General features: G+C 55.3%; 17 protein-coding genes and 1 pseudogene. 9 read left to right on the forward strand and 9 right to left on the reverse strand.

What is annotated here, in order from left to right:
• Window positions 1–259: 259 nt before the first annotated feature.
• Together rep and ACVVH8_RS28995 are read left to right on the forward strand one after the other, a co-directional pair.
• On the forward strand, window positions 260–2269 hold the full coding sequence (gene rep, locus ACVVH8_RS28990) for a DNA helicase Rep (protein ID WP_103302574.1): 2010 nt from the start codon (window positions 260–262) through the stop codon (window positions 2267–2269).
• 57 nt (window positions 2270–2326) lie between these two features.
• Window positions 2327–2899, forward strand: a complete 573-nt coding sequence (locus ACVVH8_RS28995) for a xanthine phosphoribosyltransferase (RefSeq protein WP_047596759.1) — start codon at window positions 2327–2329, stop codon at window positions 2897–2899.
• A gap of 124 nt (window positions 2900–3023) precedes the next feature.
• Here ACVVH8_RS28995 and ACVVH8_RS29000 read toward each other — a convergent pair whose 3' ends face one another.
• Complete coding sequence (locus ACVVH8_RS29000) at window positions 3024–4946, reverse strand: acetyl-CoA hydrolase/transferase C-terminal domain-containing protein (protein WP_475227609.1); 1923 nt, start codon at window positions 4944–4946, stop codon at window positions 3024–3026.
• A gap of 581 nt (window positions 4947–5527) precedes the next feature.
• Between ACVVH8_RS29000 and lanM the strand changes: the two genes are divergently transcribed.
• The 4 genes from lanM to ACVVH8_RS29020 are packed head-to-tail and all read left to right on the forward strand — an operon-like array spanning window position 5528 to window position 10936.
• Entirely contained in the window at window positions 5528–8461 is a 2934-nt protein-coding gene (gene lanM, locus ACVVH8_RS29005; protein WP_475227613.1) for a type 2 lanthipeptide synthetase LanM, read from the forward strand.
• Window positions 8458–9336: an ABC transporter transmembrane domain-containing protein gene (locus ACVVH8_RS29010; RefSeq protein WP_315445043.1), complete on the forward strand. Its 879-nt coding sequence runs from the start codon at window positions 8458–8460 to the stop codon at window positions 9334–9336. Before lanM ends, ACVVH8_RS29010 begins: the two co-directional genes overlap by 4 nt.
• 9 nt (window positions 9337–9345) lie before the next feature.
• Window positions 9346–10224 carry a hypothetical protein gene (locus ACVVH8_RS29015; RefSeq protein ID WP_475227615.1) on the forward strand — a complete coding sequence of 293 codons (879 nt, stop codon included), beginning with the start codon at window positions 9346–9348 and terminating at the stop codon, window positions 10222–10224.
• A complete protein-coding gene (locus tag ACVVH8_RS29020; RefSeq protein WP_315445041.1) occupies window positions 10217–10936 on the forward strand; it encodes an AAA family ATPase in 720 nt (239 codons plus the stop codon). The genes ACVVH8_RS29015 and ACVVH8_RS29020 overlap by 8 nt, the downstream gene beginning before the upstream one ends.
• A gap of 55 nt (window positions 10937–10991) precedes the next feature.
• Here ACVVH8_RS29020 and ACVVH8_RS29025 read toward each other — a convergent pair whose 3' ends face one another.
• From ACVVH8_RS29025 to dadA, 5 genes are all read right to left on the reverse strand, one after another.
• Complete coding sequence (locus tag ACVVH8_RS29025) at window positions 10992–11408, reverse strand: c-type cytochrome (RefSeq protein WP_047596762.1); 417 nt, start codon at window positions 11406–11408, stop codon at window positions 10992–10994.
• A 182-nt stretch (window positions 11409–11590) separates the two neighbouring features.
• The gene (locus ACVVH8_RS29030; protein WP_007920393.1) at window positions 11591–12139 is read right to left on the reverse strand and encodes a cupin domain-containing protein; all 549 of its coding nucleotides are present in this window, start codon (window positions 12137–12139) and stop codon (window positions 11591–11593) included.
• An 89-nt stretch (window positions 12140–12228) separates the two neighbouring features.
• Window positions 12229–13302, reverse strand: a complete 1074-nt coding sequence (gene alr, locus ACVVH8_RS29035) for an alanine racemase (RefSeq protein ID WP_475227618.1) — start codon at window positions 13300–13302, stop codon at window positions 12229–12231.
• A gap of 95 nt (window positions 13303–13397) precedes the next feature.
• Window positions 13398–13751: a RidA family protein gene (locus tag ACVVH8_RS29040; protein WP_038359209.1), complete on the reverse strand. Its 354-nt coding sequence runs from the start codon at window positions 13749–13751 to the stop codon at window positions 13398–13400.
• Complete coding sequence (gene dadA, locus ACVVH8_RS29045) at window positions 13723–15027, reverse strand: D-amino acid dehydrogenase (protein WP_103302581.1); 1305 nt, start codon at window positions 15025–15027, stop codon at window positions 13723–13725. The genes ACVVH8_RS29040 and dadA overlap by 29 nt, the downstream gene beginning before the upstream one ends.
• 156 nt (window positions 15028–15183) lie before the next feature.
• Here dadA and ACVVH8_RS29050 point away from each other — a divergent pair, with 156 nt between their 5' ends.
• A complete protein-coding gene (locus tag ACVVH8_RS29050; protein ID WP_003177284.1) occupies window positions 15184–15672 on the forward strand; it encodes an Lrp/AsnC ligand binding domain-containing protein in 489 nt (162 codons plus the stop codon).
• Between the two features lie 143 nt (window positions 15673–15815).
• Here ACVVH8_RS29050 and ACVVH8_RS29055 read toward each other — a convergent pair whose 3' ends face one another.
• The gene (locus ACVVH8_RS29055) at window positions 15816–16169 is read right to left on the reverse strand and encodes a YkgJ family cysteine cluster protein (protein WP_103302949.1); all 354 of its coding nucleotides are present in this window, start codon (window positions 16167–16169) and stop codon (window positions 15816–15818) included.
• Between the two features lie 146 nt (window positions 16170–16315).
• On the opposite strand from ACVVH8_RS29055, the gene ACVVH8_RS29060 reads away from it, so the two are divergent.
• On the forward strand, window positions 16316–17626 hold the full coding sequence (locus tag ACVVH8_RS29060) for an NAD(P)/FAD-dependent oxidoreductase (protein WP_475227620.1): 1311 nt from the start codon (window positions 16316–16318) through the stop codon (window positions 17624–17626).
• Between the two features lie 156 nt (window positions 17627–17782).
• Here ACVVH8_RS29060 and ACVVH8_RS29065 read toward each other — a convergent pair.
• A pseudogene (locus tag ACVVH8_RS29065) lies at window positions 17783–18027 on the reverse strand (DUF1127 domain-containing protein).
• A 179-nt stretch (window positions 18028–18206) separates the two neighbouring features.
• Between ACVVH8_RS29065 and ACVVH8_RS29070 the strand changes: the two are divergent.
• A complete protein-coding gene (locus ACVVH8_RS29070) occupies window positions 18207–19643 on the forward strand; it encodes an aminotransferase-like domain-containing protein (RefSeq protein WP_213026959.1) in 1437 nt (478 codons plus the stop codon).
• 20 nt (window positions 19644–19663) lie between these two features.
• Here the strand turns inward: ACVVH8_RS29070 and ACVVH8_RS29075 are convergent, their stop codons facing one another.
• Window positions 19664–20191, reverse strand: a complete 528-nt coding sequence (locus ACVVH8_RS29075) for a hypothetical protein (RefSeq protein ID WP_213026960.1) — start codon at window positions 20189–20191, stop codon at window positions 19664–19666.
• Window positions 20192–20202: the final 11 nt, after the last annotated feature.

Genomic DNA, 20202 nt, shown 5'->3' on the forward strand with positions numbered 1-20202 from the left:
AGCTCCCTAGACTCTGCAATGGTGTGGGCGGGGCATTATGCCGTTGCGCAGTTCAATGACCAAATGACAACGGTTATCAAAACGTTATTTTGTGTCACGAATGAGAACATTAGTCGCAAAATCTCCGCGCATCCTCCGCGAAAGTAACAAAACCGGCAAATTTGAATCGCGTGGTGCGTCACAAGTCGGACAGAGCAGCACAATTCTCTGAGCCTGTTAAAATGCCGGCCCATTTCGTCAACGACTCCCGAATTTTCGTATGTCCCGACTCAATCCCCGGCAGCAAGAAGCCGTGAACTACGTCGGCGGCCCTCTATTGGTGCTCGCCGGTGCTGGCTCCGGCAAGACCAGCGTGATCACGCGCAAGATCGCGCACCTGATCCAGAACTGCGGCATCCGCGCCCAGTACATCGTCGCCATGACCTTTACCAACAAGGCCGCGCGCGAGATGAAGGAGCGGGTCGGCACCCTGCTGCGTGCCGGCGAAGGTCGCGGCCTGACGGTCTGCACCTTCCACAACCTGGGCCTGAACATCATCCGCAAGGAACACGCGCGGCTGGGCTACAAACCCGGTTTCTCGATCTTCGACGAGACCGACGTCAAAGCCCTGATGACCGACATCATGCAGAAGGAATACGCAGGCGACGACGGCGTCGACGAGATCAAGAACATGATCGGCGCCTGGAAAAACGACCTGATCCTGCCGCCGCAAGCGCTGGAGAACGCGCGCAATCCGAAAGAACAGACTGCCGCGATCGTCTACACCCACTACCAGCGCACGCTCAAGGCGTTCAACGCGGTGGACTTCGACGACCTGATCCTGCTGCCGGTAAAGCTCTTCGAGGAGCACGCCGACATTCTCGAAAAGTGGCAGAACAAGGTGCGCTACCTGCTGGTCGACGAATACCAGGACACCAACGCCAGCCAGTACCTGCTGGTGAAAATGCTGATCGGCAAGCGCAACCAGTTCACTGTGGTAGGCGACGACGACCAGTCGATCTACGCCTGGCGCGGTGCGCGACCAGAAAACCTGATGTTGCTCAAGGACGACTATCCGTCGCTGAAAGTGGTGATGCTGGAGCAGAACTACCGCTCCACCAGCCGCATCCTGCGTTGTGCCAACGTGCTGATTTCGAACAACCCGCACGAATTCGAAAAGCAGCTGTGGAGTGAGATGGGCCACGGTGACGAGATCCGCGTGATCCGCTGCCGCAACGAGGACGCCGAAGCCGAGCGCGTGGCCATGGAAATCCTCAGCCTGCACCTGCGCACCGACCGTCCGTACAGCGATTTCGCGATCCTCTATCGCGGTAACTACCAGGCCAAGCTGATCGAGCTGAAGTTGCAGCACCACCAGGTGCCGTACCGCCTGAGCGGCGGCAACAGCTTCTTCGGCCGTCAGGAAGTGAAAGACCTGATGGCCTACTTCCGCCTGATCGTGAACCCGGACGACGACAACGCCTTCCTGCGGGTGATCAACGTGCCGCGCCGTGAAATCGGCTCGACCACCCTGGAAAAACTCGGCAACTACGCCACCGAACGCAAGATCTCGATGTACGCCGCCACCGACGAAATCGGCCTTGGCGAACACCTCGACAGCCGCTTCACCGATCGTCTGGCGCGCTTCAAGCGCTTCATGGACAAGGTCCGCGAGCAGTGCGCCGGCGAAGACCCGATCTCGGCGCTGCGCAGCATGGTCATGGACATCGACTACGAGAACTGGCTGCGCACCAACAGCTCCAGCGACAAGGCTGCCGACTACCGGATGAGCAACGTCTGGTTCCTGATCGAGGCGTTGAAAAACACGCTCGAGAAGGACGAAGAAGGCGAGATGACCGTCGAAGACGCCATTGGCAAACTGGTCCTGCGCGACATGCTCGAGCGTCAGCAGGAAGAAGAGGACGGCGCCGAAGGCGTGCAGATGATGACCCTGCATGCGTCCAAGGGTCTGGAATTCCCCTACGTGTTCATCATGGGCATGGAAGAGGAAATACTCCCGCACCGTTCCAGCATCGAAGCCGACACCATCGAAGAAGAACGCCGCTTGGCCTACGTGGGCATCACCCGCGCCCGTCAGACCCTGGCCTTCACCTTCGCTGCCAAGCGCAAACAGTACGGCGAGATCATCGATTGCGCGCCCAGCCGCTTCCTCGATGAGCTGCCGCCGGACGATCTGGCGTGGGAAGGCAACGACGACACACCGACCGAAGTCAAAGCCGTGCGCGGCAACAACGCATTGGCCGATATACGCGCGATGTTAAAGCGCTAGAATTGACCACTTTTTACTAGACCTTCGGCGCTCAAAGCGCCAAATGAGGACAGCTTCATGGAAGCATTGCAGCAGAAAATCCGCGAACAAGGCATTGTGCTTTCCGACCAGGTCCTGAAGGTCGACGCCTTCCTGAACCACCAGATCGACCCGGCCCTGATGAAGCTGATCGGCGACGAATTCGCCACGCTGTTCAAGGATTCGGGCATCACCAAGATCGTCACCATCGAAGCTTCGGGCATTGCCCCGGCGATCATGACCGGTCTGAACCTCGGCGTGCCGGTGATCTTCGCCCGCAAGCACCAGTCCCTGACCCTGACCGAAAACCTGCTGTCGGCGACTGTTTACTCGTTCACCAAGCAGACCGAAAGCACCGTCGCCATCTCCCCGCGTCACCTGACCAGCAGCGACCGCGTGCTGATCATCGACGACTTCCTGGCCAACGGTAAGGCGTCGCAGGCGCTGATCTCGATCATCAAACAGGCTGGCGCGACCGTGGCCGGTCTGGGCATCGTCATCGAGAAGTCGTTCCAGGGCGGCCGCGCCGAGCTGGACTCGCAGGGTTATCGCGTTGAGTCGCTGGCTCGCGTGAAATCGCTGAAGGATGGCGTCGTTACCTTCATCGAATAACCAAACGACTCAATACCTGTGGGAGCTGGCTTGCCAGCGATGGCGCCCTATCCTTCAACATCCAAGTTGACTGATACACCGCCATCGCGGGCAAGCCCGCTCCCACAGGTTTTTTTGTCGTTTTTTATTGCGCGGTGGCCTTCAGGCCGGTCAACAGCAGGCGCTGGAAAAGGTCTTCCTTCAGGCCTTCCGGGTTCGTGAGCTGCATCCGCTCCAGATGCTCTGGATACAACGAAGCCTCCGGCGCATCCAGCGCTGCTTTGCCCAGCTCCAGAATCTCGGTCAGCTTGAACTTGCTCTTCAGCCAGTTCAGCGCCCGCAGCAAATCCCTCTCTATCACTGTGAAATCACAGCCCAGCGGATACTCCGGAAACAGATGCGGATGCTTCGCTGCAATTGCCTGCAAACGTTGCGGCGTGTTCTCGGCAAATCGCGGATCGATGCGGAAACCCTTCGGCAATTTACCAACCTTCTGCGCCTGCTCGATCAGCCCCGGCTGGAAGCGTGAGTCGCTGATATTGAGCAACGCCTCAATGACCGCCGCGTCGGTCTTGCCGCGCAAATCAGCAATGCCGTATTCGGTGACCACGATATCGCGCAGATGCCGTGGAATCGTGCAATGGCCATATTCCCAGACGATGTTGGAACTGACATCGCCACCGGACTCACGCCAGCTGCGCAGTATCAGAATCGAACGCGCATCGTGCAGCGCGTGGCCCTGGGCGACGAAGTTGTACTGTCCGCCAACGCCGCTGAGCACCCGCCCGTCTTCCAGTTGATCGGCCACGCCTGCGCCCATCAGCGTCATGGTGAACACGGTGTTGATGAACCGCGCGTCGAGACGCTGCAAGCGCTTCAACTCTTCCTGCCCGTACAGCTCGTTGATGTAGCTGATGCGGGTCATGTTGAATTCGAGGCGCTTGCTCTGCGGCAGCTCGCGCAGGCGCTCGTAAAAACTGCGCGGGCCGAGGAAGAAACCGCCGTGCACCGAGATGCCATCGATTTGCGCCGCTTCATCGAGAGTGCCGGCATTGGCCTGTTCCTGCGTCTGCACGTCGGGGTAGACCTTGCGCCGGATGATCCCGGCGTCCGCCAGCACCAGCAGGCCGTTGACGAACATTTCGCTGCAACCGTACAGGCCTTTGGCGAACGGTCCGGTGCCACCCTCGCGCTCGATCAACTGCGCCCACTGGCTGAGGTTTATGTCGTTGAGCAACGCTTGATAACCGCCATTATCGGCCTGACGCGCGAGCAATGCGGCAGTCAGCGCATCGCCCATCGAGCCGATGCCGATCTGCAACGTACCGCCGTCGCGCACCAGCGTACTGGCGTGCAGACCGATGAAATGATCCTGAAAACCGACCGGCATGTTCGGTGTGGAAAACAGCGTGCTGCTGTCCTTCGCGTCGATCAGCAGGTCGAAAGTGTCGATGTCGACCTCGGCATCGCCAGGCATGTACGGCAGATCGGTGTGCACCTGCCCGACCAGCAGAATCGTCTCCCCAGCCTCACGGCGTTTGGCGATCATCGGCAACAGGTCGAGGGTGATGTCCGGGTTGCAACTCAGGCTTAGACGATCAGGATGTTCGCTACTGCTGGCGAGCAACTGCGCCACCAGATTCAGCCCGGCGGCATTGATGTCGCGGGCGGCGTGGCTGTAGTTGCTGCTGACGTAATCCTGCTGGGCCGGCGCGCTGTTGAGCAGGCTGCCGGGCTGCATGAAGAACTGCTCGATGCGGATATTGGCGGGCAGGCTGTCGCGTTGCAGATCGGCGAGGAAATCGAATTCGGGGTAATCACCGAAGACACGCTCGACGAAGGGCTCGATGAAGCGCTTCTGCAGACCGTCGCCCAGGCTCGGCCGCCCCAGGCAGAGCGCGGTGTAGATCGTCAGTTGCCGTTCGGGCAGGTCCTTGATGCGCCGGTACAGCGCGTTGACGAAATGATTGGGCTTGCCCAGCCCCAGCGGCAAGCCCATGTGGATATGCACCGGCAACCGTGCGAGCACGTCGTCCACTGCCTGTTCGATCGAACACAACTGCACCATCTGAAGCCTCCCGCCCGTTCCGTGAATAGAGGTAGACCGAGCTTGCCGGGGATTTACTTCAGAGGGAAGGCAATTACTGCGAAAAAAATGAAATAGGCGAGAGTGGTGTTTGGTGCAAGCACATCCAAAAAAACTTTCAACAATAACAATGAATTAAAAACACCAAGAGAATCATCGTACAAACCTGCAGCTTATTTCCTACATTGGTTCGAATTTAATCATGCAGAACTTCAAGACACTTCTGAATTGAAGTTATTTGAGTCACAGCTAGCATTAAAACGTAACACTTCATTAGCAACCAATGCCTTTAGGCCAAACATAAATTTATGAGGAAACGTTATAGAAATCGACTTCTTAGCAATCCGTAGTGCACGGGCACGCATTTTAAATTCAAGCGCACCTATTTCAACGTTGGCAATTCAAGCATTCAGCAACTTGAGTGCAGCCAGCAGTGGTTCGCGCCCATGCACTAGTTGCTGTTCACAATGTTGGCAGGGATGCTGCTACGCGACTTACATGTAGTTATGAGTCAGGGGCGGTCAATACGTGCCGCCCCTCTTACTTTCTTTAGGATTTTTACATTGAAAACGCCGATTGAGTTTTTAACTGAACCCTTGAACTCCAACCGAAGCCTTACCACTGACTGCCCGGTATGGCCATACCTGTCTTACTATATTTATCATATCGAAAAGAAACTTCCAAAAGCATCCGGAAACACCCTGAAAGCTCAGTCAGTTATTATCAGCGGCTTCGCAACTAACCTAGCAGCGAGAATTACCAACGCAGCTAATAATGTTCTAATCACTGAAAAACAAATATTTGAAAAATCCATCATCGGCCAAGAGATGGAAACTTCACTTTACTTCAAGTTAGTTAGCGAAAACAAAAACTATCTCACCGAGATTATTAAAGCCTATCCGGAGCTAGATCGAGTCCTCACCAAAATATCACAAAATTTTGTCGAATTTACGTTACAGCTTATTACTGACTTGATGGAAGACAGGCAGGAGATTAACGAAGTATTCAATATCGGGGCTGACGTCAATCTCTCCGCAATTGATGTCTCGGCTGGCGAAACGCATTATGGATCGAGGACCGTCTGCACGCTTTCCTTTAACTCCATAAAAATAGTTTATAAACCAAGAAATCTTAAACTTGAAGCGGAGGCATCCGGTCTTCTACTGTCTTTGAGCAGAGCCGCCGACAATGATTTTTGCGGATGGAAAATACCAGTTTACTTGGTGAAAAAAGAACATGGATGGTCAGAGCATACACCTCAAAAGCAGGCAGAAACTGAAGAAGATGTACGGCAATACTTTAAAAGGGCAGGGTTTTTATTAGGTTATTGCACTGCTTTTATGGCTGCTGACATTACCTCTGACAATCTGATTGCACATGGAGCAAGCCCTATACCAATTGATCTGGAGACAATTTTTTACAGCACATTAAACATTGAGACAATCCCGAGAGAAGTCCGATGGAATGTGACACAAACAAGTATTCTTCCGAATTGGACTTGGAAAGGCACCGATGGCATCGGTGTAGACTTGAGCGCGCTGGGTGGATTATCAGAGCAATATGTCAGTCTAAATCTGTATCAGCACTTAGAAGACGAAACAGGTCACAGCCAGTTTGGAATGGACGGAATTAAAATCTATCCAAATCAGAACGTTTTGCATCTTAATGGGAAACCCGCACAGCCGTGGGATTACGAAAAAGAAATCATTGAGGGCCTAAACGCACTATTTCTTATGTTGACCAATGAACAAACACTAATTTTTGAAAAGATTAAATCTTTTAGAGGTCGACAAAACAGGTATATTCCCAGACCGACCGCGACATATCACTACGCCATTCAATGTTCCCTGCATGCAACCTTAATGCGCTGCACTGACAAACGAACGGCCTTTCTGGAAAACATCCTTAATAACGACACAGCCCCCGCGATAGGTTTTCTTGACGCGGAGGTCTTAGCTTGCTTGGATCTGGACATACCTTTTGCTCGAGGACAAGCCGGTATTCTTGAGTTCTACGAACCCAGTTACAGCGGTTCAGGGCACCTCGATAGCAATGATTATATAAACGGAATAGATAACAGCATCCAATACATAAAAACCTTGGACAAAAACAGAATTGCATTTGAAAAAAAACTAACTTCAAATACCCTCTTAGCAATGAAAAATATGTATGAGCACGGAAATAAACTCACGGACCACTCCTTCAAACAACACGACGACGTGAAAGACGCCCGCTATTCGAATATAGACGAAATTATTAACAAAATCAGAGCGTCATCGAAAATCAACGCATGCTTGATCAATGAAATGTTACGTACCGAAATTTCGAGTAACGGACTCTGGCTAGGTTTTCACTCATCACCTGGTGGCTATATGGAATTCTCGGAGTTAGGAGATGATTTCTATTACGGGTTGTCCGGTATTCTTTATGGCTGCGTAGTGGCGGCCAGTCATAGTAGCGCCATAGATAAAACCCTGGTAACCGAACTACTCAATCATTGCCACACTAGAGTAATTAAAAAACTGACACATAAGGGTACGCACCTAGGGGGCTTTCACTTCGGTCTATCGTCTGCAATGATTCCGCTCCTGATAGCCTTAAATTATTTTGAGGATGAAAGGCAAAACCAACTGCTACAACTGTATAAAAAATATGTTGAAGACGTACTGACAGACCCGTGGTGGCAAAAATATTTTTGGGGTTCTGACTTTCTATCAGGCATGTTCGGCACTCTAAATGTACTCACACTGCTATTCGACCTTACCAAAGATTTATCGTTTTCCGATTTAGCTAGCTCCTTATACGAAAAAATAGAGACCGAACTCACTTTTATATCTGGAAGAAGACTAACCACATTCGACAATGCAATTACAACGAGAAGCGACGCTTTATTGAGTGGTCTATCTCACGGAATAATGGGATGCGCATACTCATTATTTTATTTTAATAACGTGATCGCAAAAAAAGATTCAATCCACGAATTATTCCTAGGATTTCTGTCTTGGGAGCTTAACGAATATGATGAGTCAATTGAAAATTGGCGTGACTACAGAAAACGCTCGGAATCAAGCGCCGGCGAGTTTGCGTGGAGCCACGGTTTACCTGGAAATTATTTGGCGATCAGCTATTTCGCAAACAATGGAGTCCAGCCCGCGCTAGATTTCTTGGAAAGGCACCCACCCAAAGCTGCATTCTCATATTCGAATCTCGAAAAGAGAAAGAGACCCGTCAATGACTCTTTATGTCATGGTGCTTACGGGATTCTGAATATCATGAAAAAGATCTCACCCGAATCGTTGCTCGATCCACAAGTTTTTCTATGGTCGAATATCATCAATTTAAGCGAACAAGACTCAAGAGTCTTGAGAACAAAAACTGCCGATCCATTAGGATTATGGATTGGGCGCGTGGGTTCACTACTCGGCTCCATTGGTTTGATTGACCGTAACTACGAGTTTCCATTTCTTCCGCACCAAATGGAATTTATCAAACCATGAAAAGCAACCTCATACTTTGCTGCTTTGGCCTGGGCGTCTCAGTTCTAACAAGCGCATCGCCCTACCTAATCGGTAATTCAATTAATTTGTATCTATCCCAAGATCGCCTATATTTATATGCACTCGCAGGCGCTTCGCTTCTTATCATCGCGACGCCTCCCTTGAAGCTAGCAGCTAACATGTATCTACAAAGGACTGCTGCCAAGACAAGATATACTCTGAAAAGGAAAATCCTAACGCACCTGCGAAGCAAGGCATCCACACACACGAGAAACCAGGGTGAACAGATCGAACTCATAGACGGTGATGTTGACGGCTCGATGTATCTTTACCACTCGGTATTCTTTGACACTTCACTCAACTTCAGCATCATAATCTTCGCACTGATTATAACAGCTCAGTATCATCCACTTCTGGCGCTAGCCCCCCTTGGCGGTCTGCTATATGCCTCAGCTGCATATTTTATAACCCGGAAAAAGAGCGAAACCCTTTTTGAAGAATACGTACAAAAAAACACCGTTGCAATCGGGGCAATCTGTGCGCATGTATGCAATGCAAAACCATACAACGATAGAGTCAAGCTGGACATCAAAAACATTGAGCGCCTCGCTTTTCGCTCAAATCTGAAAGCATCATTTTTCGAATCAATTTCAGGAATCTGTTACTTGGTAGCGATAGTTTTTTTATTCTTGATATCTGCTCATTTAATAAGTGAACGCGCTTTGACAACAGGCGCTATCTTTGCCTCCGCCATCTACCTCGAACGCGTGCTCAGCCCAACTATGTCGCTTATATCCATTTACTACTCAAGCAGAGAGGCCTCTTATCGCCGCAACCGAATTCTGAGCTATAAACTACAGTACGGGGGGCGTTGAATTATGCTTATGTGCTTGCAGAAAAACGTGGCATTATTTTTGTTTTCAACAATGTGCCTGACTTTAGCAGCTGCATGTCAGTTGCTAATACCTTCGATCGTGGCAGAGGGACTTACTGCTCTCAGCAGTGGTGCTGTAAGCACTAATCTGTATTTCATTCTCACCGCTGTTTTTTTATCAAAACTCGCGACGCAAACTCTGGGCAGCTCCATGGCGGCGCTCATGGAAGCGAAATCTCGCTTTTCACTCATCAATTTCATTGTGCATGATGAAAGACCTTGTCCATTAAGCTGTCGCGTGACGATGATCAAAGAAGATGCCGAGAAAATTGCTTCAGTCCTTCATGACTCAATTCATCTGGCAGGATCTTGTATTCTGACATTTGCCACAGCCTATATCTTACTTCGTGAAAACGCTTATTTTTTCATCCCCCTGACATTTATCATTGTGTTGACCTGTGTGCAGTTAAAATTTGTCAAACCACAAATCCAGAGTCTGTATAAAGCAGAAATGATCAATGAAGACCTGTACAAGGAGTCGCTCATCAGCACTTTCAGTTCACCCACAACTGATGAGCAAAGTTATCAGGCACTTATCAGCAGTAGTAATGAATGTTTAAGGAACACAATACTAGCACGCTACAAATATCAAAAAGCCAACGCCATTCAGTGCTTCTGGCCGGAAATGGCTATCTCGGCCGGGACAGTATCGGTCATCATTTTTAGCGCCACTGCGACGCCGGAGTTATTCGGCGAGCGTCTTATTGCCTATCTTGGCTACGTCGGGATTTTTACCATGACTAGCACGAGTTCGATAAGACTTGGCATCACGATGATTGGAGTAAAGGTATCCGTAGGCAGAGTATTCAGGGGGCACCAATATGAATGATTTATTCATCCAGCAGATACGCCTGAAACCAGACAGGGTAGCGGCTCATTTTCTACGCGGCCTTTTTCCGCTTCAATTCAGTAACAGAATTACCGTATTTATCGGTGAAAACGGTTCTGGAAAATCCACGCTGCTTGAAGCACTTGCCATCAATTTAGGATGCAATCCAGAAGGCGGCGGGAAGAACTTCAACTTTTCGACCGAGAATACTCACTCGGAATTACACGAAACTCTGAGACTATCAAAAGGTTATCGAAGGGAGAAGGATGTATTTTTCTACAGAGCCGAAACCTTTTATAACTTGAACACTGCGATTCGCAAGCTTGATCAAGAGACAAGCTTTGATCCCGAAATAAAGACCTATTATGGCGGTGTGGATCTGCATTGCATGTCTCATGGCGAAGCAATGGAGGCACTGTTTCAACACCGGTTCAAAGCTCAGGGGCTGTATGTTCTTGACGAACCGGAAGCGTCGCTATCTCCATTGAGGCAATTGGTATTTATCAACCGCGTAATGGAGCTATCGCGCAAAGGCGCACAGTTCATCATTGCTACTCACTCACCTCTCATTATGTCGATCCCGGGATGTGATCTGAGACAGATATCGGAAGGGCGCTCCGAACCAATAGCCCCGGTAGATACTGATGCTTATGCTGTGTACAAAGCTGTGCTTAATTCTTCCGGCGCCTATATCGTGAAAAACATGCAGTGAGATTGCAGACACAAAAAAACCGTCCGAAGACGGTTTTTTTCATCAGATGCGCGCCTTACTTCAGGCCGGACATCTTCTGGATTGCGCCCTTGAGCTCGTCATCCGAGCAATCGGCGCAGGTGCCTTTCGGCGGCATGGCGTTGATGCCGGTGATGGCTTTGGCCAGGATGCCGTCGAGACCGCCTTGGTGATCGGCGCGGTCTTTCCAGGCCGCCGTGTCACCGATTTTCGGTGCGCCCAGCAGGCCGGTGCCGTGGCAAGCGTTGCAATGTTTGGCAATCACTTCATCCGGGGTTTTCGCACCGCCACCGCCGCCGGCAGTTGCAGCCACTTCCATCCCCTTGCATTCCTGCCCTTGAACACACACCTGGCCAACCGGCTCGAGGCGTTTGGCAATGTCGTCATTCGTCGCAGCTTGAGCGCTGACAGCCCAGAGGGCCAGTACGGTTGCTGGTGCGGCCAGCATTTTCATAATTAGGTTCACGCGTTCACCCTCAATGGTGGCTATTCACGCCTGCGGCCACGGTTCGCAGGCGGGCGGAAGTATAGCGGGTAGCCCGCCACACTGAAACAACCCCATAGTCGAAGGGGTTATACCGCACGGTGGAAAAACTCGTTGGATGCCTTCGCCGTCATGGCTTGGCGCCTCTATCTTTAAAAATTCGCCGGCGTGGCTGCGCTGATTAGTCGCGCAGGCGCGTCGAACGGATTACGGAAACGATGCGGCTTGGTACTTTCAAAGTAGTAGCTGTCGCCGGCTTCGAGAATAAAAGTTTCCAGACCCACCACTAGCTCCAGACGACCTTCGACCAGAATCCCGGTTTCCTCGCCCTCATGGGTGAGCATTTCTTCGCCGGTATCGGCGCCCGGCGGGTAGATTTCGTTGAGAAACGCGATAGCCCGGCTCGGGTGTGCGCGGCCGACCAGCTTCATGGTGACGGCGCCGTCGGAAATGTCGATCAGCTCGTTGGCCTTGTAGACGATCTGGGTCGGGACTTCCTGCAGGATTTCTTCGGAAAAGAACTCGACCATGGACATGGGAATGCCGCCCAGAACTTTTCTCAGCGAACTGATCGAAGGGCTGACGCTGTTCTTTTCGATCATCGAAATGGTGCTGTTGGTGACGCCCGCGCGTTTGGCGAGTTCACGCTGGGAAAGCCCTTTGAGCTTGCGGATCGATTGCAGTCGTTCACCGACGTCCAAGGCTGGAGCCTCCAGAGTGTTGTAGAAATATTGAGCGTTATCATGGCGACAGCGTTCAGTATTTACAACACTCGGGACCCGTCGCAGCCTCAAGCCTCGGAATAGAGCCTTGGCACTCGACGCAGGTTGCAGAAGATCTGGTAGGGAATGGTGTCGGCCCACTGCGCGACTTCGCTGGCGAGGATGTTTTTGCCCCACAGCTCGACGGTCGAACCGAGGTCCGCTTCCGGCACATCGGTAAGGTCGATGCAGAGCATGTCCATCGACACGCGGCCAAGGATGCGGCTGCGTTTACCGGCCACCAGCACCGGTGTGCCAGTCGGCGCCTGACGCGGGTAGCCATCGGCGTAACCCATGGCCACCACGCCGATGCGCATTGGCTTGTCAGTGATGAATCTGGCGCCGTAGCCGATAGGCTCGCCGGCCGGCAATTCACGCACGCAGATGACTTTCGATTCGAGAGTCATCACCGGTTGCAGGCGATCAGCCACGGCGTTGGCTTCTTCGAACGGCGTGGCGCCGTAGAGCATGATGCCCGGGCGAACCCAGTCGCTGTGGATCTGCGGCCAACCGAGCACGGCAGGCGAGTTGCGCAAGCTGACTTCTGCAGCCAGACCCTGGCGAGCCGCCTCAAACACCGCAACTTGCTCGGTGCTGCTTTGCTCGTGCAATTCATCGGCACGGGCGAAGTGGCTCATCAAAACGATCTTCGCCACCTTGCCGCTGGCCAGCAGGCGTTGATACGCCGCCGGGTAATCCTTTGGATGCAAACCGACGCGGTGCATGCCCGAATCGAGTTTCAGCCACACAGTGATGGGTTTGCTCAGCGCAGCCTGCTCGATCGCTTCGAGTTGCCACAGCGAGTGCACCACGGTCCAGAAATCATGCTCGACGATCAGCGCCAGTTCATCGGCCTCGAAGATGCCTTCGAGCAACAACACCGGGGCCTTGATGCCGGCGGCGCGCAGCTCCAGCGCTTCTTCTATGCAGGCGACGGCGAAACCATCGGCCTCGGCCTCCAGCGCCTGGGCGCAACGCACCGCGCCATGGCCATAGGCATCAGCCTTGATCACGGCGAGCGCCTTGGCGCCGGTGACTTCGCGGGCAATTCGGTAGTTGTGGCGCAGGGCTTCTAGGTCGATCAGGGCACGGGCAGGACGCATGGCGGCAGACTTCTAGGCGGTCATGGGAATAAAAACCGGCGCTGGCTGACGGCGTGAACCGCCAACAGCACCGGGAGAGGGATCTTTACAGCGGTTTACGGCAGCGCGGCGACGATGGAAATCTCAACCAGGATGCTCGGCTTGGCCATCTTCGCTTCGACGGTGGCACGGGCCGGGGCGGCGCCTTTGGGCAGCCACTGATCCCACACTGAGTTCATCCCGGCAAAGTGCGCTTCGATGTCGTTCAGGTAGATCGTCGCCGACAACAGGTGCTGTTTATCGGTGCCCGCGAGATCGAGCAGGCGCTCGATATTGGCCAGTACGTCGCGAGTCTGCTGTTCAATCCCGGCGTCGAAATCGTCGCCGACCTGCCCGGCCAGATACACGGTGCCGTTGTGGCTGACGATCTGACTCATGCGCTCATTGGTGAGCTGGCGCTGGATTGCCATGTTTTGCGGACTCCTGGGTCTTGTTGCCGTAACGGGAAATATCGAGGCCTTCGGCGCTGATCTGCGGCTTTTTCTTCGCCATCAGGTCAGCCAGCAAGCGACCGGAACCGCACGCCATGGTCCAGCCGAGAGTGCCGTGACCGGTGTTGAGGAACAGGTTCTTGAACGGGGTGGCGCCAACGATCGGCGTGCCGTCCGGCGTGGTCGGACGCAGGCCGGTCCAGAAGCTCGCCTCGGCCAGATTGCCGCCCTGAGGATAAAGGTCGTTGACGATCATCTCCAGGGTTTCGCGGCGACGCGGGTTGAGCGACAGGTCAAAACCGGCGATCTCAGCCATGCCGCCGACGCGAATACGGTTGTCGAAACGGGTGATCGCGACCTTGTAGGTCTCGTCGAGAATGGTCGAGGTCGGGGCCATCGCCGGATTGGTGATCGGCACGGTCAGCGAGTAACCCTTCAAAGGATAAACCGGAGCTTTGATGCCCAGCGGCTTGAGCAGTTGCGGCGAGTAGCTGCCGAGGGCCAGCACGTAACGGTCGGCGGTTTCCAGCTTGCCGTCGATCCATACGCCGTTGATGCGGTCACCGGCGAAGTCGAGTTTCTGGATGTCCTGGCCGAAGCGGAATTCCACACCCAGTTTCACCGCCATTTCAGCGAGACGGGTGGTGAAGATCTGGCAGTCGCCAGTCTGGTCGTTCGGCAGGCGCAAAGCACCGGCGAGGATGTCGGTGACATTTGCGAGTGCCGGCTCGACGCGGGCAATGCCGGCGCGGTCGAGGACTTCAAACGGTACACCGGACTCTTTCAGCACGGCGATGTCTTTGGCGGCGCCATCAAGTTGCGCCTGGGTGCGGAACAGTTGCGTGGTGCCGAGGCTGCGGCCTTCGTAGGCGATGCCGGTTTCGGCGCGCAATTCGTCGAGGCAGTCACGGCTGTACTCGGACAGACGCACCATGCGCTCTTTGTTCACCGCGTAACGGTTGGCGGTGCAGTTGCGCAGCATCTGCGCCATCCACAGGTATTGATCGATGTCGGCGGTGGCCTTGATCGCGAGAGGCGCGTGACGTTGCAGCAGCCACTTGATCGCCTTGAGCGGTACGCCCGGCGCGGCCCACGGCGAGGCGTAGCCCGGCGAGACCTGGCCGGCGTTGGCGAAACTGGTCTCCATGGCGGCGGCTGGCTGCCGGTCGACCACCACCACTTCAAACCCGGCACGGGCCAGATAGTAAGCACTGGCGGTACCGATGACGCCGCTACCCAAGACCATTACGCGCATTTTGTATCCCTCATCGCGGCAGGGGCCGCGTACGTCTGTTGTTAGAGCAATGATGCGCGCAGTGTAAAAAATAAATGCCAGTGCTTTTCACTATATAAGCGCCTATATTTGGCGACAATTCTCGGCAAAAACCCTTTTCACGGAGGCGCATCCCCTATGCGTACCAACACTCAGACCAAACGTGAGCTGGACAAGATCGACCGCAACATTTTGCGGATCCTGCAGGCGGACGGGCGGATTTCCTTCACCGAGCTCGGGGAAAAGGTCGGCCTCTCCACCACGCCGTGCACCGAGCGGGTGCGGCGTCTGGAGCGTGAGGGGATCATCATGGGCTACAACGCCCGGCTGAATCCGCAGCATTTGAAGGGTAGCTTGCTGGTGTTCGTCGAGATCAGCCTCGATTACAAATCCGGCGACACTTTCGAAGAGTTCCGACGTGCGGTGCTGAAGTTGCCGCATGTGTTGGAGTGCCACTTGGTGTCAGGGGATTTCGACTATCTGGTGAAGGCGCGAATTTCCGAGATGGCCTCGTACCGCAAGCTGTTGGGCGACATTCTGTTGAAGCTGCCGCATGTGCGCGAGTCGAAGAGCTATATCGTGATGGAAGAGGTGAAGGAGAGCCTGAGCCTGCCGATCCCGGACTGATTTTTGCCGGGCCTGACCCGGCCCTATCGCTGGCAAGCCAGCTCCCACAGGTTCAGTGTCCAACGCAAATTCTGTGTCCGACAACAATAACTGTGGGAGCTGGCTTGCCAGCGATGGCCTCGACTCGGTCAGGAGTGAACCCACTAAACCAACACCTGCCGATTCGCCGCCATGTACTCGAAGATCTGCTTTTCTGCGCGCGGATGAATCAGCTCCACCGGCCCCCGCCCATTCGGGCACGGCAATGTTTTGGTGGTGCCAAACAACCTGCAAATCAACGGCCGCTCGCCATACACCGTGCAGCCATTCGGCCCCAGGTGCACACAGTTCAGCTCTTCCATCGCCGCATCCTGCTCGGCGCGGGTCTTGCGCGGCAGGCGCGCCATTTCTTCCGGCGATGTTGTCACCGGCCCACAACAATCGTGGCAGCCGGGCACACACTCGAACGAGGGAATCTGCTGACGCAGGGTGCGGATTTTCTCGCTGTTACAGCTCATCGAAACGGTGACCAACGTGGAATAGGCGGCAATTGTGCCGCAAAAGCCGCAATCCAGACACCGTAGACCGACCAATGTTGCCCACCTTCGCGGGTGCGGCTTATGCTCCGTCAAATTTTCTCGACACCCCGCTCAGGATGACGCCCATGACCGCCCGCGCCCAAACCACCGCGAGCCAACCCCACGTTGCCTCTTACTACGCCGCCAGCAGCCTGCCGCAACCGGACCATCCGCGGCTGCAAGGTGAAGTGATTGCCGACGTGTGCGTGGTCGGCGGCGGCTTTTCCGGGCTGAACACCGCGCTGGAACTGGCCGAACGCGGCCTCAGCGTGGTGCTGTTGGAAGCACACAGGATCGGCTGGGGCGCGAGCGGTCGCAATGGTGGGCAACTGATTCGCGGCGTCGGTCATGGTCTCGACCAGTTCGCCAACGTGATCGGCACCGACGGCGTGCGGCAGATGAAATTGATGGGCCTGGAAGCCGTGGAAATCGTCCGCCAGCGCGTCGAGCGCTTTCAGATCCCCTGCGATCTGACCTGGGGCTATTGCGACCTCGCCAACAAGCCGTCTGACCTCGAGGGTTTTGCCGAGGACGCCGAAGAGCTGCGCAGCCTTGGTTATCGCTACGAAACCCGTCTGCTGCAAGCCAATGAAATGCACACAGTGGTCGGTTCCAAACGCTACGTTGGCGGCTTGGTCGATATGGGGTCCGGGCATCTGCATCCGCTGAATCTGGCATTGGGCGAAGCCGCAGCGGCGCAGCAACTGGGCGTGCAGCTGTACGAGCAATCGGCGGTGACCCGCATTGATTACGGCCCTGAAGTGAAAGTGCACACGGCGCAAGGCTCGGTGCGGGCGAAGACGCTGGTGTTGGGATGCAACGCCTATCTCAATGGCCTCAACCCGCAACTCAGCGGAAAGGTCCTGCCCGCCGGCAGCTACATCATCGCCACCGAGCCGCTGTCCGAAGAGCAGGCGCATGGCCTTTTGCCGCAAAACATGGCGGTCTGCGACCAGCGTGTGGCGCTGGATTACTACCGGCTCTCGGCGGATCGCCGATTGCTGTTCGGCGGCGCCTGTCATTACTCGGGGCGCGACCCGAAGGACATCGCCGCGTACATGCAGCCGAAGATGCTCGAAGTTTTCCCGCAACTGGCCGGAGTAAACATTGATTATCAGTGGGGCGGCATGATCGGCATCGGCGCCAACCGTTTGCCGCAGATTGGCCGGCTCGCGGATCAGCCGAACGTGTATTACGCCCAGGCGTATTCAGGGCATGGGGTGAACGCCACGCACCTGGCGGGCAAGTTGCTCGCCGAGGCGATCAGCGGGCAGCACAGCGGCGGCTTTGATCTGTTTGCCAAGGTGCCGCATATCACCTTTCCAGGGGGCAAGCATTTGCGCTCGCCGTTGCTGGCGCTGGGGATGTTGTGGCATCGACTTAAAGAGTTGGTCTGATCGATTCTCGGCGTTCTTGCGGACGCCATCGCTGGCAAGTCGAATCGTCGCACCGCAGCTCCCACAGTGATTAGCGGTGTTCACAAAATCAGTGTCCAGCACAGACCCTGTGGGAGCTGGCTTGCCAGCGATGAGGCCCGAAAAACAATACAGCTCTCAGATCCGCCAGCACGGTTTCAAGCCCTCCTCCAGCGCCTGCTCCCGCGTCAGCCGACATCCTTGAGCTGCTCGGGCGTCAAACCGAGCAATGCCTTGCGCGTGTGCAGACGATGCCAGAACAGACCCCAGCGACTGAGGCCGGACGGCGCGTTGCGCATGGCCGTGTTCCACGCACTGTCCTCCTGCCCTGCCTCCAGTTCCTGACTGTGTAACGTCAGCCGCACATCGCTCAAGCCGTTCATTTTTGTCGCTCCTGTTTACTTGGGTAGCCAGAGATTCCATGATGCGCGGGTCGGCAAAAGCATTACAGATTCAACACATCTGTATTATTTCCATACAGATTTGCTGTTTCTGCCACTGAATTGTCGATTTACGCCGCATCTGTACTGGTTTTTCGAATCACCTGCATTGAGGCAGTGCCATGACGCTTTATGTGAACCTCGCCGAGCTGCTCGGCACCCGCATCGAACAAGGCTTCTATCGTCCGGGTGACCGGTTGCCGTCGGTGCGCGCCTTGAGCGTAGAACATGGCGTCAGTCTCAGCACGGTGCAGCAGGCTTACCGCATGCTTGAGGACAGTGGCCTGGCCACGCCGAAACCCAAATCAGGCTATTTCGTGCCGGTCGGCCGCGAGTTGCCGGAGTTGCCCGCCGTCGGCCGTCCGGCGCAGCGGCCGGTGGAGATCTCGCAGTGGGATCAGGTGCTGGAACTGATTCGCGCGGTGCCGCGCAAGGATGTGGTGCAACTCGGTCGAGGCATGCCCGACGTCACCTCACCGACCATGAAACCGCTGCTGCGTGGCCTGGCGCGAATCAGTCGTCGGCAGGACATGCCCGGTCTGTATTACGACAATATCCACGGCACCCTCGAACTGCGCGAACAGATCGCCCGATTGATGCTCGACTCCGGCTGCCAGTTGAGCGCCAGCGACCTCGTCGTCACCACCGGCTGCCACGAAGCGCTGTCCACCAGCATCCACGCGATTTGTGAGCCGGGCGACATCGTCGCGGTGGATTCGCCGAGTTTTCACGGCGCCATGCAGACCCTCAAAGGGCTGGGCATGAAGGCTCTGGAAATCCCCACCGACCCGCTCACCGGCATCAGCCTCGAAGCGCTGGAACTGGCGCTGGAGCAATGGCCGATCAAGGTCATTCAGCTCACGCCCAACTGCAACAATCCGCTCGGCTACATCATGCCGGAGTCGCGCAAACGCGCGCTGCTCAACCTCGCGCAGCGCTTCGACGTGGCGATTATCGAAGACGACGTGTACGGCGAACTGGCCTACACCTACCCCCGTCCGCGCACGATCAAATCCTTCGATGAAGATGGCCGCGTGTTGCTGTGCAGTTCGTTTTCCAAGACCCTGGCGCCGGGGCTGCGCATCGGCTGGGTTGCGCCGGGCCGCTATCTGGAACGCGTGCTGCACATGAAATACATCAGCACCGGTTCCACCGCGCCACAACCGCAGATCGCCATTGCAGAATTTCTCAAGTCCGGCCATTTCGAACCGCATTTGCGGCGGATGCGCACGCAATACCAGCGTAATCGCGACCTGATGATCGACTGGGTAACCCGCTATTTCCCGGCCGGCACCCGCGCCAGCCGTCCGCAGGGCAGTTTCATGTTGTGGGTGGAATTGCCGGAAGGTTTTGACACCTTGAAACTCAATCGTGAGCTGCATGATCAAGGCGTACAGATTGCCGTCGGCAGCATCTTTTCCGCCTCGGGCAAGTACCGCAATTGCCTGCGCATGAACTACGCAGCCAAACCGACGCCGCAGATCGAAGAAGCGGTGCGCAAGGTCGGCGCGACGGCAATCCGGCTGCTGGCCGAAGCGAACACCCTCAACTCAGGCTGAAACGTGCAGGCGGGTCGTCTTCAGTCGAGCAGAAATGTCCCCTGTGCCTCATGACGGGTCAAGTCGCGAACCCGGCTCATGGCTTCATCCACATGGGCCTCGATCCGCAACTCGACCTCCAGATGTCCGCCCTGGACAACTGCACCTGAACGCCATGTCACCAGGCGCTCACCCGGGCGCAACAGATCCGCCTCGACGGCGTCATCGCCGGCCCGCCGCAGTCGCACTGCCATTCCGTCCAGCCGCGCCGCAATGATGCGGATCTGAAACGTACCCGCAGACCAGCGGTAACGCTGGGCATCCGCCATCGTCGCAACGAACCCCCACGTCATGGCACGAGGAACGGCGCATTGAATTCGCAAATGGAGCGTGCGCCCACCGAAACCGCCGCCCTCACCGAACGAGCCCGAACGCTCGAACAGCTCGGCCCGAGTGAGTGATCCAAAATCCACCCCCACCGGGGACAGCCCCAGTCGGCATTGGTCGCTCGCCAGCGCAAAAGGTGAGAACAGGCAAACAAGCAAGACCACAGTAACCAATACATTCATGTCAGACACTC

This window comes from Pseudomonas trutticola BRTCR10 (assembly GCF_056155105.1).